Raw genomic sequence first — 13,788 nt, 5'->3', positions numbered from 1 at the left:
TCAATGTCGCCCGACGGCGTCACGCAGCGCATCGACCAGCGCGTGCACGGTGGCGTGCTTCATCTTCCACGAGGCCTTGTTGACGACCAGCCGTGAGCTGATGTCGTGCATGTGCTCGAGCGGTACCAGGCCGTTGGCCTTGAGGGTGTTGCCGGACTCGACCAGGTCGACGATCACCTCGGACAAACCGACCAGCGGCGCAAGTTCCATCGAGCCGTATAGCTTGATCACTTCCACCTGCTGGCCGCGCGCGGCGAAAAACGCCCTGGCGGTATTGACGTACTTAGTCGCGATCCGCAGGCGGCGTGCGCCGATGTCGGCGTCGGCATGCCCGGCCACCATCATGCGGCATTTGGCGATCTTGAGGTCGAGTGGCTCGTACAGTCCTTCGCCGCCATGCTCCATCAGCACGTCTTTGCCGGCGACCCCGATGTCCGCTGCGCCCCATTGCACGTAGGTGGGCACATCGGTCGCGCGGATCAGAACGAATTTGACCGACGGATGGGTGGTGTCGAGGATCAGCTTGCGACTGGTTTCCGGGTCGTCGAGCGGTTCGATACCGGCGTGCTTGAGCAGCGGCAGCGTGTCTTTGAAGATGCGCCCTTTGGACAGCGCGATGGTCAACGGTGATTCGATTTCAACAGCCATGACAGCGGCACTCAACCGGGTACGCGCCGAATCTGCGCACCCAGCCCGGCAAATTTATCTTCGATGTTCTGATAACCACGATCGACGTGGTAAATGCGGTCGACCACGGTCTCGCCGTCGGCCACCAAGCCGGCCAGCACCAGGCTCGCCGAGGCACGCAGATCGGTCGCCATAACCGGCGCGGCCTTCAGGCGCGGGATGCCCGAGCAGATCGCCGTGTTGCCTTCGAGCTTGATGTTCGCACCCATGCGCTGCAGTTCCTGCACGTGCATGAAGCGGTTCTCGAACACCGTCTCGGTGATGGTCCCAACGCCCTCGGCCACGCTGTTCATCGCGGTGAACTGCGCCTGCATGTCGGTCGGGAAGGCCGGGAACGGCGCCGTATGCACGTTGACCGCACGTGGACGTTTGCCGTGCATGTCGAGCACCACGTAATCGTTGCCGACCTCCAGGTCGGCGCCGGCCTCCTGCAGCTTCTGCAGCACGGCATCCAACTGCGTCGGGTCGGTGTCGCGCACACGCACCTTGCCACCACTGATCGCGCCGGCAACCAAGAAGGTTCCGGTCTCGATACGATCGGGCAGCACGTTGTACTCGCAACCGTGCAGTTTCTCGACACCCTCGACAGTGATGGTCGTAGTGCCGGCGCCGGTGATCCGCGCACCCATGGCGTTCAGGCAGTTGGCCAGATCCACCACCTCGGGCTCGCGCGCAGCGTTCTCGATCACGGTGGTGCCTTCAGCCAGCGTAGCGGCCATCATCAGGTTCTCGGTGCCGGTCACGGTGACGATATCCAGCACCAGGCGCACACCCTTCAGACGCGCCGCACGCGCCTTGATGTAGCCGCCATCGACATCGATCTCGGCACCCATCGCGCGCAGGCCCTCGATATGCAGATCGACCGGGCGGGAGCCGATGGCACAACCTCCGGGCAGGGAGACGTCTGCCTGACCGCAACGTGCCAACAGCGGGCCGAGCACCAGGATCGAGGCGCGCATCGTTTTGACCAGCTCGTAAGGGGCGAACGGCTTGTCGAGATTGCCGGCGTCGACCTCGACGCGCATCTTCTCGTCGACGGTAAGCTCGACGCCCATGCGACCCAGCAACTCCATCGTGGTCGTGATGTCGCGCAGATGCGGGATGTTGCCGATGGTCATCGGCTCGGTCGCCAGTAGGGTCGCGGCAAGAATCGGCAGCGCGGCATTCTTGGCGCCGGAGATGCGTACATCGCCGGACAGCGCTTTACCGCCGGTTATTATCAGTTTGTCCATGGATCACGGCCCATCGATCGCGTCTGCGAGCAAAAAAGGGCGTCAATGATAAAGAAATTCACGGCGTAGCGGGAGTGCAGCCCGATCGACGCCCCGACGGATGCCTGTTCAGGCGCCTGCCGGTGCGATGATCGTGTCGCAACCCGACATCGCCGCGAGATCGCGCAGAGCGGACGGGATGTCGGTCAGACTCAGATTGCAGGCCGAATCCTTCGCGAGATCGCGTGCCTCGACCAGCATCACCAGGCCGGCGCTATTGGCGCGATCCACCCCGGCGAGCGACACGGTCAGCTCACCGCCTGCGCTGATGCGCTTCTCTAGCTGCGGCCAGATGTCGGGCACCGAGGAAAAATCGAGATCCCCGGCAACCTCGCAACGCGAGTCTCCCGCCGCCGTGAGCGTGGCGCCGCTCACTCCGCGCCTTTGCGGTTTTTCGAGGCCAGTGTGCTGATCAGGCCGTCAATGCCGCCGCGCCGCACCTCGGCCGCGAACTGACTGCGGTAGTTGGTCACCAGGCTCACACCATCGATCACCACGTCGTAAACCAACCACTTGTCGTCGTTCAACGTCAGGCGGTAGTTGATCGGGATCGGCGGCGCGCCGTCGGATGCGATGCGGGTCGGGATCGTCACATTGGTATCGCCGGGCTTGTAATTGACCGGCAGGTACTCGATCTCCTGCCCGGTGTAACCCAACAGCGCGGTGGCGTAGGTGCGCACCAGCAACTGACGAAACTCGATCGTCACACCCTCTTTCTGCGCATCGGTCGCATTGCGCCAGAAACGTCCGAGGGCCGATTGCGACATCTTGCGAAAATCGAAATGCGGCAGGATCGTCTCCTGGACCAGTGGATAGATTTTCTGCGGATCGGCCTCGAGCTCGGCTTTGCGCTCACTCAACTCGGCAAGCACGCGGTCGGCGGTCGAGCGCAATACGGCCTGCGGATCATCGATAGCGGCCACGGCACAGGCCGAAAACAGAAACAAGGCGGCAAACAGGCCACGCAAAATGAAGGAAATTCGCATTATTGTGCTCCTTCCGAAGCTTTTCCGTAAATAAACTGCCCGATCACTTCTTCAAGCACCAGGGCAGATTGGGTAACGGTAATTTCACTGCCTTCTTTAAGCAGCTGCTCGCTACCCCCGGGATCCAGACCGACGTACTGCTCGCCGAGCAGCCCTGCCGTCAGGATTTTGGCAAACGTATCATCCGGTATTTTGTCGAATTGGGAATAAATGCCCAAAACGGCGACTGCACGGAAGTCTTCCGCGTCATAATAGATGTCGAGCACACGCCCGACCTCCACACCGGCCATCGTTACCGGCGATTTCACCTTCAAACCGCCGATATTGTCGAAACGGGCCAGCACCTTGTATGAATCGCCCGAATTCACGGTGCCGAGGTTGCTGACCTGCATCGCAAGGAAGAACAGTGCCAGGAAACCGGCCGCCATGAAGGCGCCGACCATTATTTCCATTTGTCTTGTTTTCGACATTTTCAGTTCCCGTCCGCGCTCAGTTGAACATCAGCGCGGTCAATACGAAATCCAATCCCAATACGGCCAGCGACGAATGCACCACCGTGCGCGTAGTGGCGCGGCTGACGCCCTCGGACGTCGGCACACAATCGTAACCCTGGAAGATCGCGATCCAGGTACACACGACGCCGAACACCAGCGACTTGATCACACCGTTGATGACATCTTCGTGCCAATCGATCTGTGACTGCATCTGCGCCCAATAGGTACCGTCATCGACGCCGAGCAGGCCGACCCCGACGAACCAGCCGCCATAGACACCGAGCATGCTGAACAACGCCGCCAGCAGCGGCATCGAAATCACACCGGCGATCAGACGCGGCGTCAGCACCCGGTGCTCCGGGTTCACCGCCATCATCTCCAGACCGGATAGCTGTTCGGTCGCCTTCATCAGGCCGATCTCGGCCGACAGGGCCGAACCCGCGCGACCGGCGAACAGCAACGCCGTCACTACCGGCCCGAGTTCACGCACCAGCGACGCCGCCACCATGACGCCGAGAGTCGCTTCCGCGCCGAAGCGCGACAGGATGTAGTAACCCTGCAGACCCAGCACCATGCCGACGAAGACGCCCGATACGGCGATGATCAAAATGGTCAGCACGCCGACCGATTGCAGCTGCTCGAGCAACAGCCGGGGCCGCGCCAACATCGAAGGCACGCCGCGCAACATCGCCAGCATCAGCAGATGCGCGCGCCCCAGGCGGGCGGAGGCCGACAAGCCGAAACGGCCGAGCGAGGCCAGCATATCGATCACGCGGCACCCCCGAAAAGGTCGGCTTCGAGCTCCGGTGCCGGGTAGTGGAACGGCACCGGCCCGTCAGGCAGCCCTTCGATGAACTGCCGGGTCCATTCGCCGCCCGATTCGCGCAATTTCTGCGGCGAACCCGACTCGATCACCTTGCCACCGGAGATCACGTAGATCAGATCGGCGATGCGCGCCGTCTCGGCGACATCGTGCGACACCACCATGCTGGTGATACGCGCCGCATCATTCAGACGGCGGATCAGCTGCACCAGCACGCCCATCGAGATCGGGTCCTGGCCGGTAAATGGTTCGTCGTACATGATCATCATCGGATCAAGCGCGATCGCCCTGGCGAGCGCGACACGACGCGCCATGCCGCCGGACAATTCCGCCGGCATCAGGCTGTAAGCCCCGCGCAGGCCGACGGCCTCGAGCTTCATCAGCACCAGCTTGCGGATCATCGAGGCATTCAGCCGGGTGTGTTCGCGTAGCGGGTAGGCCACGTTGTCGAACACCGAAAGATCGGTAAGCAACGCGCCGCTTTGAAACAGCATGCCCATGCGCATACGCAGGCGGTACAGCTCGCGGGTCGACAAGGCATGCACATTCTGACCATCGACCTCGATGGTGCCGGCGTCCGGTTTCAACTGCCCGCCGATCAGCTTGAGCAGGGTGGTTTTGCCGGTGCCCGACGGCCCCATGATCGCTGTCACGCTGCCGCGTGGAATATCGATATCGACACCATCGAAGATCGCCCGCGAACCACGGTAAAACTTGAGCCCGCGGATGCGGACCAAAACGTCAGTTGCGGGGGTATTTCGGCTCATTGTTGTTCAGGTTTCCGCTCGCCGAAAACCCAAATCCCTTTGCTGTCGATCGCAGGTAAAACGCAAACCGTCGATTCTGGAGACCCACCCTGACTGCGTCAAGCTCATAACCGGCCCATCAGACCCAACATTGTTCGCATTTCCGGGACTTTGTCGGGACTTGAGTCGCCGCCATCGATCACGATCGCGCGCGCATTGCCGGTCAGCTGCTCGGCATGGGCACGCAGTGTGCGCAGGTCAGCACTCGCAAGCTGCCACCGCTGCAACTGGTAGCCACTCTGCGGATCTGTCCAGCGATCCTGGCCGTCGGCCTGCCATTGCGGCAGCCGCGCCAGCTCCGCCAAGGGCTCGCCCACCAATGCGACCAGGCTCAGGCCATCGAACGGCGCCAGCAGCTGCGTCAGCGGCGTGGCCAGCGCAGCAACGTCGCTCGGAATCTCGAGAAACCAGACCAGGTCTTGCGGCGCATCGTCCAAGGCCGTCAGCAGCTGCGCTCGCCCCGCCCCACACCAGTCTTCGGCCGGCAACAACAGGCAGTCGCAATCGTTGGCGTAGTAGCTCAACCGCCAGTCTTCCGGCAAGTCATCCGGATAATAGGTCTGCAACCATGCGGGGCGCGCCCAATGGCAGGTACCGAGCAGCAATCGGTCGTCGGCGCTAAACTGGCGCAATCAGGTTCTCCCGAAGTCGAATTGCAATGGCCGAAATTTTACCGTTCAAGCGGCGCAAGGCGAGCGAACGCCACCAGGGCAACACGCTGTGCCGCAGCGGGCATCATAAATGGGTGCTCGACAAGGAATCGGTGTTCGACGTGAAACTCGGCAAACTTGTGAACCGCTACCGCTGTTCACGATGCGGAAAGACCAAGGTCAAAGCCGACTAGCGGCCGCTTGGACATGCGGCTGCGCTTCCGCGACAATTCGCGCTCCTTGAATAACCTCCGACGTACCTGAGCTCTTCGCTGTCTATGCTGCTCGCCGCCGCTTCAATCCTGTTTGGTCTCGGATTCCTGGTGTGGGGTGCCGACCGTTTCGTCATCGGTGCCGCCGGCCTGGCGCGCAACCTCGGCGTACCGCCGCTGCTGATCGGGCTCACCGTGGTAGGTTTCGGCACGTCGGCCCCGGAAATGCTGGTTTCAACGGTGGCTGCGCTGCAGGGCAATCCCGGCATCGCGATCGGTAACGCGCTGGGATCGAATATCGCCAACATCGGCCTGATCCTGGGCGCGACCGCATTGATCGCCCCGCTGATGGTGCGCTCCGACATGTTGCGCCGCGAATACCCTTTATTGCTCCTGGTATCCGCCGGCACCTATTTGTTGCTGCTGGACGGCAAGCTGGATCGCTTCGACGGCATCGTGTTGCTGCTCGGCCTGGTGGCGAGCATGTACGCGCTGGTCAGAATCGGGCTGAAACGCCGCGACCACGATCCACTGGTGGACGAGATCGAGGCCGAACTGCCGACCGACCTCAGCACCAGGGCCGCCGCCGGCTGGTTCGTCGTGGGCCTCATCGTGCTGGTGGTGAGTTCGCGGATGCTCGTGTGGGGCGCGGTCGAGGTCGCCGCAGCGTTCGGCGTCAGCGACCTGGTGATCGGCCTGACGATCGTGGCCATCGGTACCAGCCTGCCCGAGCTGGCTGCGAGTATCATGAGCGCACACAAGAACGAGCCCGACCTGGCGATCGGCAACGTCATCGGCTCCAACATCTGGAACCTGCTGGCAGTTCTCGGCATACCGGGGCTACTGGCGCCCGGCCTGTTGCCGGACGAAGTCGTCAGCCGCGACATGCTGGTGATGCTCGGCCTGACGCTGGCGCTGTTCGTCATGGGACGCAGCATGCATACCCATGGAGTGATCAACCGTGGTCAGGGCGCCCTGTTGCTGGCGGCGTTCCTCGCCTACCAGGGTTGGATCATCTGGCAAGCACACGCCAGCGCCGCGGCCTAACCTGACAGAGAGAAAACAATGAGCCAAAAAGCTGATGAACTACGCCAGGCCGGGCTGAGCGTCGTCCAGATCGAGACTGAGGCGGTCAAATCGCTCGAAGAGCGGATCGACGCCAATTTCGTCGCTGCCTGCGAACACATGCTGGCCTGCCGCGGCCGCATCGTGGTGACCGGTATGGGTAAATCCGGCCACATCGGCAGCAAGATCGCCGCGACGCTGGCCAGCACCGGCAGCCCGGCGTTTTTCGTCCACCCCGGCGAAGCGAGCCACGGCGACCTGGGCATGATCACGCCGAGCGACGTCGTCCTCGCCCTGTCGAACTCGGGCGAGACCAGTGAGATCGTCACCATCGTGCCACTGATCAAGCGCATGGGGGCCCCGCTGATCAGCATGACCGGCAAGCCCGAATCGACGCTGGCCCGCGAAGCCGATGTGAATCTCGACGTCAGCGTCGCCAAAGAGGCCTGCCCGCTCGACCTGGCGCCGACAGCGAGCACCACCGCCGCGCTGGTGATGGGCGATGCGCTGGCGATCGCGCTGCTCGAAGCGCGCGCCTTCACCGCAGAAGACTTTGCCCTGTCGCACCCCGGTGGCAGCCTGGGTCGCCGACTGTTGCTGCGAGTGAAAGACATCATGCACGAAGGTGACCAGATTCCCGCCGTCAACGTCGACGCGCCGCTGCGTGATGCCCTGATGGAGATGACCGCCAAAGGGCTGGGCATGACCGCGGTCGTCGATCACGACGGCAAGGCCATCGGCATCTTCACCGACGGCGATTTGCGTCGTTGCCTCGACCGCGGGATCGACGTGCGCGAGGCGTCCGTATCCGAGGTCATGATCCCCGGCGGCAAACGCATCGGCCCGGATCAGCTGGCGGTGGATGCACTGAACCTGATGGAAGAGAAGAAAATCAATGCGTTGCTGGTGATCGACGGCAATGAACAGCTGTGCGGCGCACTCAACATGCACGATCTGCTGCGCGCCGGCGTCGTGTGAACCGATAGGGAACAAAAGCATGCAGGATATTCAAGACAAGGCCGCTGCCATTCGTCTGGTGATCTTCGATGTCGACGGCGTCCTGACCGACGGCAGCCTGTACATCGGCGATGACGGCCAGGAATACAAGGCGTTCAATTCCAAGGACGGCCACGGCATGGTGATGCTGCAACACACCGGCGTGGAGATCGCCATCATCACCGGGCGTACGTCCGAAGTCGTCCGTATTCGCATGGCCAGCCTCGGTATCGAGCGCGTCTACCAGGGCAAAAAAGAAAAGCTGCCGGCCTACGAGGAACTGAAAAAGGAATCGGGTTTCGAAGACAGCCAGATCGCCTACGTCGGCGACGACGTGGTCGACCTGCCGGTGATGACCAAGGTCGGGCTGGCGATCGCGGTGCAGGACGCCCACTACCTCACCAAGCAGCACGCGCATTGGGTAACACCCAGCGGCGGCGGCCGTGGTGCGGCGCGCGAGGTCTGCGAACTGCTGATGGACGCCCAGGGCACGCTCGAATCCTCGTTGCAGCACTACGTCGATTGAGTGATGCGCCAGTTCCGCCCGGTCTTTGCCCTGCTGTTGCTGGCCGCTGCGCTGTTCAGTTGGTGGATGGTGGAAACCGGGCCGATCGCGCCAACGCCCGCCAAACCCAGCGGGCCGCGCGAGATCGATTACCACATCACCGGGTTGAACGTGCTGCGCATGACCGAGGCCGGCAAACCGGCACACCGCCTGATCGCGACCAAGGTGAAGCATTTCACCGACGACGACACCACCGAGCTGGCCGACCCCAAGCTGACCGTGTTTCAGGACAATGCGCCCCCCTGGCAGATCGACTCGGAGACGGCCTGGCTGTCGGCCGACGGCAGCCTGCTGTTGTTGTCCGGCGAGGTGATCATCGATCGAGAGGGCGATGCGCAGAACGCGCCGGTGCACCTGGTGACGAGCGAGGTTCGCGTACAGCCCGAACAAGACTATGCGGAAACCGACGAACACGTTAGGGTGGACAGCGATGGCGACTGGGTTGAATCCGTCGGCCTGCAGGCGTGGCTGCGTTCGCCATCGAAACTGAAATTTCTCTCGCAGGTAAAAGGCTACTATGTACCGCGTTAATTCTCTGCTGGCGCTGTTGCTCGTCGTGCTGACCGCAACGGCCACGGCACTCGAATCAGACAAGCAACAGCCTATCCAGCTGGCGGCCGACAGCGTCGATGTCGACCAGTCGAAAGGCGTCAGTATCTACCGCGGCGACGTCGACCTGCGCCAAGGCAGCATTCATCTGCAGGCCGATGTCGTGACCGTGCAGCACCGCGGCAAAAAGCCGTCGAAAATCGTCGCCGAGGGACGCCCCGTCAAGTTCTCGCAGCAGTCCAATAAAGGACCGGTGAAAGGACAGGCGCGCCGCGCCGAATACGAGGTGAACAGCGAAAACCTCGTGTTGATCGGCGATGCCGTGCTGGTGCAGGGCAAAGACAGCATGCGCAGTGACCGCATCGTGTACGACCGGGTACGTTCGGTGGTCAAGGCCGGCGCCGCCGCGAAAGGCAAGCAGCGCGTTCAGATCACCATCGATCCGCCGAATCAATAAGCAGTACACGCGATCCATACAACGCCATGACCCGACTCGCCGCCGAAGATCTGGTGAAACGCTACCGTGGGCGCTCGGTCGTCAACGGCGTGTCGCTGTACCTTAACGAAGGCGAGGTTGTGGGTCTGCTCGGCCCCAACGGAGCGGGCAAGACGACAACCTTCTACATGATGGCCGGGCTGATTCCCGCCGACCAGGGGCGGGTTACGCTCGGCGAGCACGACCTCACCGACAAACCGATGCATGCGCGTGCCCGTCTCGGCCTGGGTTACCTGGCGCAGGAACCGTCGATCTTCCGCCGACTCACGGTGGCGCAGAACATCATCGCGATCCTCGAGACGCGCGACGACCTCGATCGCGGCCAGCGCGAGCAGATGTGCGACGACCTGCTGCGCGAGTTCGGTATCAGTCACCTGCGCGACAACATGGCGATCAGCCTGTCGGGCGGTGAACGCCGGCGCCTGGAGATCGCCCGGGCTCTGGCGGTACAGCCGCGCTTCATCCTGCTCGACGAGCCATTCGCCGGCATTGACCCCATATCAGTCATGGATATCCAGCGCATTGTCGGTCAACTGGCCGAACGCGGGATCGGTGTACTGATCACCGATCACAATGTCCGCGAGACCCTTGGGATCTGTCAGCGCGCCTACATCATCAGTGAAGGCAGCGTGCTCGCACTCGGTGCGCCGAAGGAGATTCTCGAGAACCCGCAAGTCCGCGCAGTCTATCTCGGCGAGAACTTCCGGCTGTGATTAGGCGTATGATTGCTGCGCAGCAACATCGCCAAATACTGCGCCTCGCCAAAGTCGGGAACGCCGGTCTGCACAGCGGGTTCGACTCGCGCGCAGTTGCGCTAGAATGGCATTGGGAGTCCGATCAAATTTCATACCAGATAGTAGCCGAATGAAGCCCACCATCCAGCTTCGACTGGGTCAACACCTGACGATGACGCCGCAACTGCAGCAGGCAATCAAGCTGCTGCAGCTGTCGACGCTCGATCTCAAACAGGAGATCCAGGAAGCCCTCGACTCCAACCTGATGCTCGAAACCGAAGAGGAAGGTACGCGTCGCGACGAAGCCGACAGCGAGCGCAAAAAGAGCGAGAACGACGGTGAGAATGCAAGCACCCAGAACAACAACGACGATTCGCGCAACGACCCGAACAACGAAAGCGAGGTCAAGATCGAATCCGAGGCCATGCCGGATGAACTGCCGGTCGATACCGTGTGGGATGACATCTACGACAGCGTCACACCCGCCTCTCCCGGCAGCGCCGCCAGCAGCGACGAAAGCCAGGACTTCCTGAATCAACAAAGCAGCGGCGAATCTCTGCAGGACCACCTGATCTGGCAGATGCAGCTGACGCCGTTCAGCCCGACCGACCTGGCGATTGCCGAGGCGATCATCGACGGCATCTCCGAAGACGGCTACCTGACCACGCCGATCGAAGACATCGTCACCAGCATGGATGATCCGGATATCGAGACCGAAGAGGTCGAGGCCGTGCTGCACCGCGTGCAGGCCTTTGATCCGCCTGGCATTGCGGCACGCGACCTGCGTGAATGCCTGTTCATTCAACTGCGCCAGCTGCCCGAAGACTTCGAGTGGCGCGAGCGCGCGCTGTTCCTGATCGGCGAGCACTTCGACCTGCTCGCGGCGCAGGACGAGGCGCAGATGAAGCGCAAGCTCAAGCTGGAGAGCGACGACCTGATGTCGGTCATCCACCTGATCCGCTCGCTCAACCCGCGCCCGGGTACCAGCGTTGCCAGCCAGCCGCCGACCTACGTCGAGCCCGATGTGTTCGTGTACAAACGTAACAACCAGTGGCGGGTCGAACTCAACCCGGATGCAGCCCCCCGGTTACGCGTCAACGCCGAGTATGCGAACATGATCAGGCGGGCGGACAACAGCGCCGACAACGTCACGCTGAAAAACCACCTGCAGGAGGCCCGCTGGTTCATCAAGAGCCTGCAGAGCCGCAACGATACGCTGCTGCGAGTTGCGACACGGATAGTCGACTTTCAACGCAATTTCTTCGAATATGGAGAAGAGGCCATGAAACCGCTCGTGTTGCGGGATATCGCCGAGGCGTTGGAGATGCATGAATCAACCATTTCACGGGTAACCACCCAGAAATACATGCACACCCCACGGGGCACCTTCGAGTTCAAATACTTCTTCTCCAGCCACGTGAGCACCGCCAGCGGTGGCGAGGCCTCGGCCACGGCCATTCGCGCGCTGATCAAAAAGCTGATCGGTGCGGAGAAACCCAACAAACCCCTTTCCGACAACAAGATCGCGGCCATCCTCGCTGATCAGGGGATCAACGTCGCCCGCCGCACTGTTGCCAAGTATCGTGAATCGATGGCGATCCCGCCGTCGAACGAACGCAAGCGCTTAGCTTGATCGAAAGCGCTGAAATGCAAGGAGAAAATCGATGCAAGTCAACCTGACCGGTCACCATGTCGACATCACCGACTCGATGCGTGCCTACGTTGACGAGAAGATCGCCCGACTCGAGCGTCACTTCGACCACGTCACCAACGTACACGTCATCCTGAGTGTTGAAAAACTCACCAAGAAGGCCGAAGCCACCGTGCATATCGCCGGTGCCGACGTCTTTGCGGATTCCACTCACGAAGACATGTACGCTGCCATCGACTCGCTTGTCGACAAACTGGATCGTCAGGTCATCCGCCACAAAGAAAAGATCAAGAGCCACCGTGGCAACGGACACAAAGATGCGTCCGTCGAAGCGGCGGGATGAACTGATCCGGTCTCACCATGCTACCTAAAGGCATCCTCACGTCGGGCAGCGTCAGCATCGCTGACCCGGCATCGAGCAAAAAACGCATCCTCGAGCAGGCGGCACGCCTGCTCGCACGGGATACCGACGAGCCGACGGCGGAGCAGATTTTCGAACGCCTGCTCGAACGTGAGCGCCTGGGCAGCACCGGGCTTGCGGGAGGTGTGGCCTTGCCGCACGCCCGCATGCCCGGCATCAGCGACACGCGCGGCGCATTCCTGCGCCTGGAAACCCCTATCGAATTCGATGCGCTGGACGGCCAGCCGGTCGACCTGGTGTTCGCCCTGCTGGTACCGGAAGACGCCAACGAAGAACACCTTCAGCTGCTCGCCCGCCTGGCGGCGATGTTCAACGAAGAAGAGCTACGCGCGAGACTGCGCGAGGCAGAGGCGAAGGAAGCGATCGCTATCCTGACCGGCCACTCCAGCTCCCATGCCGCATAGCATTCGCGTCCGCGACCTTTACGAAGCACTCCAGGAACGATTGCAACTCGAATGGCTGGCCGGCCACTCCGGCGCCGACAGCACCATTCTGTCGTCGAGCAGCGACGCCGGCACCGGCATCATCGCCGGCCCGCTGAACTACATCCACCCCAACCGCGTCCAGGTCATCGGACCGGCTGAAGAACGCTATCTCAACAGCCTGTATTCGCCGAACCGGCAGCAGGCACTGCAACAGTTGTTCGCCGAGCGACCGGCCCTGGTCATGCTGGTCGACCGCGTGGAAGGTCTTCCGGAACTGGCGGCCATGGCCGACGAGGCGGGTGTGGCACTGATGCGCTCGCCGCTCGGCGACAGCCAGGTCCTGGACAACCTGCAGTATTACGCTTCGCTGTTCCTGTCGGAGAAGACCACGCTGCATGGCGTGTTTCTCGAGGTACTCGGCATGGGCGTGCTGCTGACCGGCGACCCCGCAGTCGGCAAGAGCGAACTGGCGCTCGACCTGATCACCCGCGGCAGCCGCCTGGTGGCCGACGACGCACCCGAGTTCACCCGGATCGCGCCGGACATCGTCAGCGGCACCTGCCCGCCGATCCTGCGCGAGTTTCTCGAGGTACGCGGCCTGGGCATCCTGAATATTCGCCAGATGTTCGGCGACAGCTCAATCAAGCGCACCAAGTATCTGCGCCTGATCGTGCACCTCAAGCGCATGTCGGCGGACCAGATCTCCGGCATGGACCGTTTATCGGGGGCGCATGCGATCCGCGATGTACTCGGCGTGCAGATTCCCCAGGTCACCGTGCCGGTGGCCCCCGGCCGCAACCTCGCCGTGCTGGTTGAATCGGCAGTGCGCAACCACCTGCTGCGCTTGAAGGGCTACGATGCCACCGAGGTGCTGATCGAACGCCAGCAGCAGGCGATCCTCGACCAATCGTGAGCGGCCGCGGCGCGTCACCGGGTCAAACCGGGAAATAAGCGCGG

General features: G+C 62.2%; 19 protein-coding genes. 11 read left to right on the top strand and 8 right to left on the bottom strand.

Features of this window, described 5'->3' with window-relative positions; genetic code table 11:
* The 8 genes from hisG to B1781_RS01155 all read right to left on the bottom strand — a co-directional run bounded on the left by hisG (position 1) and on the right by B1781_RS01155 (position 5,699).
* Entirely contained in the window at positions 1–648 is a 648-nt protein-coding gene (gene hisG, locus B1781_RS01190; RefSeq protein ID WP_078117933.1) for an ATP phosphoribosyltransferase, read from the bottom strand.
* 11 nt (positions 649–659) lie between these two features.
* Positions 660–1,919, bottom strand: a complete 1,260-nt coding sequence (gene murA / locus B1781_RS01185; protein WP_078117932.1) for a UDP-N-acetylglucosamine 1-carboxyvinyltransferase — start codon at positions 1,917–1,919, stop codon at positions 660–662.
* Between the two features lie 108 nt (positions 1,920–2,027).
* Positions 2,028–2,333, bottom strand: coding sequence for an STAS domain-containing protein (locus B1781_RS01180; protein ID WP_078117931.1), 306 nt, complete (start codon positions 2,331–2,333; stop codon positions 2,028–2,030).
* Positions 2,330–2,944: an MlaC/ttg2D family ABC transporter substrate-binding protein gene (locus tag B1781_RS01175; RefSeq protein WP_078117930.1), complete on the bottom strand. Its 615-nt coding sequence runs from the start codon at positions 2,942–2,944 to the stop codon at positions 2,330–2,332. The genes B1781_RS01180 and B1781_RS01175 overlap by 4 nt, the downstream gene beginning before the upstream one ends.
* Positions 2,944–3,414, bottom strand: a complete 471-nt coding sequence (gene mlaD / locus B1781_RS01170) for an outer membrane lipid asymmetry maintenance protein MlaD (RefSeq protein WP_078117929.1) — start codon at positions 3,412–3,414, stop codon at positions 2,944–2,946. Before mlaD ends, B1781_RS01175 begins: the two co-directional genes overlap by 1 nt.
* A gap of 19 nt (positions 3,415–3,433) precedes the next feature.
* Positions 3,434–4,201, bottom strand: a complete 768-nt coding sequence (gene mlaE / locus B1781_RS01165) for a lipid asymmetry maintenance ABC transporter permease subunit MlaE (protein ID WP_078121863.1) — start codon at positions 4,199–4,201, stop codon at positions 3,434–3,436.
* Between the two features lie 5 nt (positions 4,202–4,206).
* On the bottom strand, positions 4,207–5,028 hold the full coding sequence (locus tag B1781_RS01160) for an ABC transporter ATP-binding protein (RefSeq protein WP_078117928.1): 822 nt from the start codon (positions 5,026–5,028) through the stop codon (positions 4,207–4,209).
* Between the two features lie 104 nt (positions 5,029–5,132).
* Positions 5,133–5,699, bottom strand: coding sequence for a hypothetical protein (locus tag B1781_RS01155; RefSeq protein ID WP_078117927.1), 567 nt, complete (start codon positions 5,697–5,699; stop codon positions 5,133–5,135).
* Between the two features lie 26 nt (positions 5,700–5,725).
* On the opposite strand from B1781_RS01155, the gene B1781_RS01150 reads away from it, so the two are divergent.
* The 11 genes from B1781_RS01150 to hprK all read left to right on the top strand — a co-directional run bounded on the left by B1781_RS01150 (position 5,726) and on the right by hprK (position 13,744).
* Complete coding sequence (locus B1781_RS01150) at positions 5,726–5,911, top strand: hypothetical protein (protein WP_078117926.1); 186 nt, start codon at positions 5,726–5,728, stop codon at positions 5,909–5,911.
* Positions 5,912–5,995: 84 nt separating this feature from the next.
* Positions 5,996–6,976 carry a calcium/sodium antiporter gene (locus B1781_RS01145; protein WP_078117925.1) on the top strand — a complete coding sequence of 327 codons (981 nt, stop codon included), beginning with the start codon at positions 5,996–5,998 and terminating at the stop codon, positions 6,974–6,976.
* 18 nt (positions 6,977–6,994) lie between these two features.
* Positions 6,995–7,972 carry a KpsF/GutQ family sugar-phosphate isomerase gene (locus tag B1781_RS01140; RefSeq protein ID WP_078117924.1) on the top strand — a complete coding sequence of 326 codons (978 nt, stop codon included), beginning with the start codon at positions 6,995–6,997 and terminating at the stop codon, positions 7,970–7,972.
* Positions 7,973–7,991: 19 nt separating this feature from the next.
* On the top strand, positions 7,992–8,516 hold the full coding sequence (gene kdsC, locus B1781_RS01135) for a 3-deoxy-manno-octulosonate-8-phosphatase KdsC (RefSeq protein ID WP_078117923.1): 525 nt from the start codon (positions 7,992–7,994) through the stop codon (positions 8,514–8,516).
* 3 nt (positions 8,517–8,519) lie between these two features.
* A complete protein-coding gene (gene lptC, locus B1781_RS01130) occupies positions 8,520–9,086 on the top strand; it encodes an LPS export ABC transporter periplasmic protein LptC (protein WP_078117922.1) in 567 nt (188 codons plus the stop codon).
* Positions 9,073–9,561 carry a lipopolysaccharide transport periplasmic protein LptA gene (lptA, locus tag B1781_RS01125; protein ID WP_078117921.1) on the top strand — a complete coding sequence of 163 codons (489 nt, stop codon included), beginning with the start codon at positions 9,073–9,075 and terminating at the stop codon, positions 9,559–9,561. Before lptC ends, lptA begins: the two co-directional genes overlap by 14 nt.
* Before the next feature lie 26 nt (positions 9,562–9,587).
* Positions 9,588–10,313: an LPS export ABC transporter ATP-binding protein gene (lptB, locus tag B1781_RS01120; protein ID WP_078117920.1), complete on the top strand. Its 726-nt coding sequence runs from the start codon at positions 9,588–9,590 to the stop codon at positions 10,311–10,313.
* Positions 10,314–10,464: 151 nt separating this feature from the next.
* Entirely contained in the window at positions 10,465–11,967 is a 1,503-nt protein-coding gene (locus B1781_RS01115; protein ID WP_078117919.1) for an RNA polymerase factor sigma-54, read from the top strand.
* A 31-nt stretch (positions 11,968–11,998) separates the two neighbouring features.
* A complete protein-coding gene (hpf, locus tag B1781_RS01110; RefSeq protein WP_078117918.1) occupies positions 11,999–12,328 on the top strand; it encodes a ribosome hibernation-promoting factor, HPF/YfiA family in 330 nt (109 codons plus the stop codon).
* A 17-nt stretch (positions 12,329–12,345) separates the two neighbouring features.
* Entirely contained in the window at positions 12,346–12,810 is a 465-nt protein-coding gene (ptsN, locus tag B1781_RS01105) for a PTS IIA-like nitrogen regulatory protein PtsN (RefSeq protein WP_078117917.1), read from the top strand.
* The gene (gene hprK, locus B1781_RS01100) at positions 12,800–13,744 is read left to right on the top strand and encodes an HPr(Ser) kinase/phosphatase (protein ID WP_078117916.1); all 945 of its coding nucleotides are present in this window, start codon (positions 12,800–12,802) and stop codon (positions 13,742–13,744) included. Before ptsN ends, hprK begins: the two co-directional genes overlap by 11 nt.
* Positions 13,745–13,788: the final 44 nt, after the last annotated feature.

This window comes from Thiosocius teredinicola (genome assembly GCF_002009425.1).
Classification (GTDB): domain Bacteria; phylum Pseudomonadota; class Gammaproteobacteria; order Chromatiales; family Chromatiaceae; genus Thiosocius; species Thiosocius teredinicola.
This window is presented reverse-complemented; position numbering and strand designations above follow the sequence as displayed.

Coding starts and splice junctions, on each gene's coding strand:
- hisG (WP_078117933.1), bottom strand. CDS start 648: ATGGCTGTTGAAATCGAATCACCGTTGACCATCGCGCTGTCCAAAGGG.
- murA (WP_078117932.1), bottom strand. CDS start 1,919: ATGGACAAACTGATAATAACCGGCGGTAAAGCGCTGTCCGGCGATGTA.
- B1781_RS01175 (WP_078117930.1), bottom strand. CDS start 2,944: ATGCGAATTTCCTTCATTTTGCGTGGCCTGTTTGCCGCCTTGTTTCTG.
- mlaD (WP_078117929.1), bottom strand. CDS start 3,414: ATGTCGAAAACAAGACAAATGGAAATAATGGTCGGCGCCTTCATGGCG.
- mlaE (WP_078121863.1), bottom strand. CDS start 4,201: ATGCTGGCCTCGCTCGGCCGTTTCGGCTTGTCGGCCTCCGCCCGCCTG.
- B1781_RS01160 (WP_078117928.1), bottom strand. CDS start 5,028: ATGAGCCGAAATACCCCCGCAACTGACGTTTTGGTCCGCATCCGCGGG.
- B1781_RS01150 (WP_078117926.1), top strand. CDS start 5,726: ATGGCCGAAATTTTACCGTTCAAGCGGCGCAAGGCGAGCGAACGCCAC.
- B1781_RS01145 (WP_078117925.1), top strand. CDS start 5,996: ATGCTGCTCGCCGCCGCTTCAATCCTGTTTGGTCTCGGATTCCTGGTG.
- B1781_RS01140 (WP_078117924.1), top strand. CDS start 6,995: ATGAGCCAAAAAGCTGATGAACTACGCCAGGCCGGGCTGAGCGTCGTC.
- kdsC (WP_078117923.1), top strand. CDS start 7,992: ATGCAGGATATTCAAGACAAGGCCGCTGCCATTCGTCTGGTGATCTTC.
- lptC (WP_078117922.1), top strand. CDS start 8,520: ATGCGCCAGTTCCGCCCGGTCTTTGCCCTGCTGTTGCTGGCCGCTGCG.
- lptA (WP_078117921.1), top strand. CDS start 9,073: ATGTACCGCGTTAATTCTCTGCTGGCGCTGTTGCTCGTCGTGCTGACC.
- lptB (WP_078117920.1), top strand. CDS start 9,588: ATGACCCGACTCGCCGCCGAAGATCTGGTGAAACGCTACCGTGGGCGC.
- B1781_RS01115 (WP_078117919.1), top strand. CDS start 10,465: ATGAAGCCCACCATCCAGCTTCGACTGGGTCAACACCTGACGATGACG.
- hpf (WP_078117918.1), top strand. CDS start 11,999: ATGCAAGTCAACCTGACCGGTCACCATGTCGACATCACCGACTCGATG.
- ptsN (WP_078117917.1), top strand. CDS start 12,346: ATGCTACCTAAAGGCATCCTCACGTCGGGCAGCGTCAGCATCGCTGAC.
- hprK (WP_078117916.1), top strand. CDS start 12,800: ATGCCGCATAGCATTCGCGTCCGCGACCTTTACGAAGCACTCCAGGAA.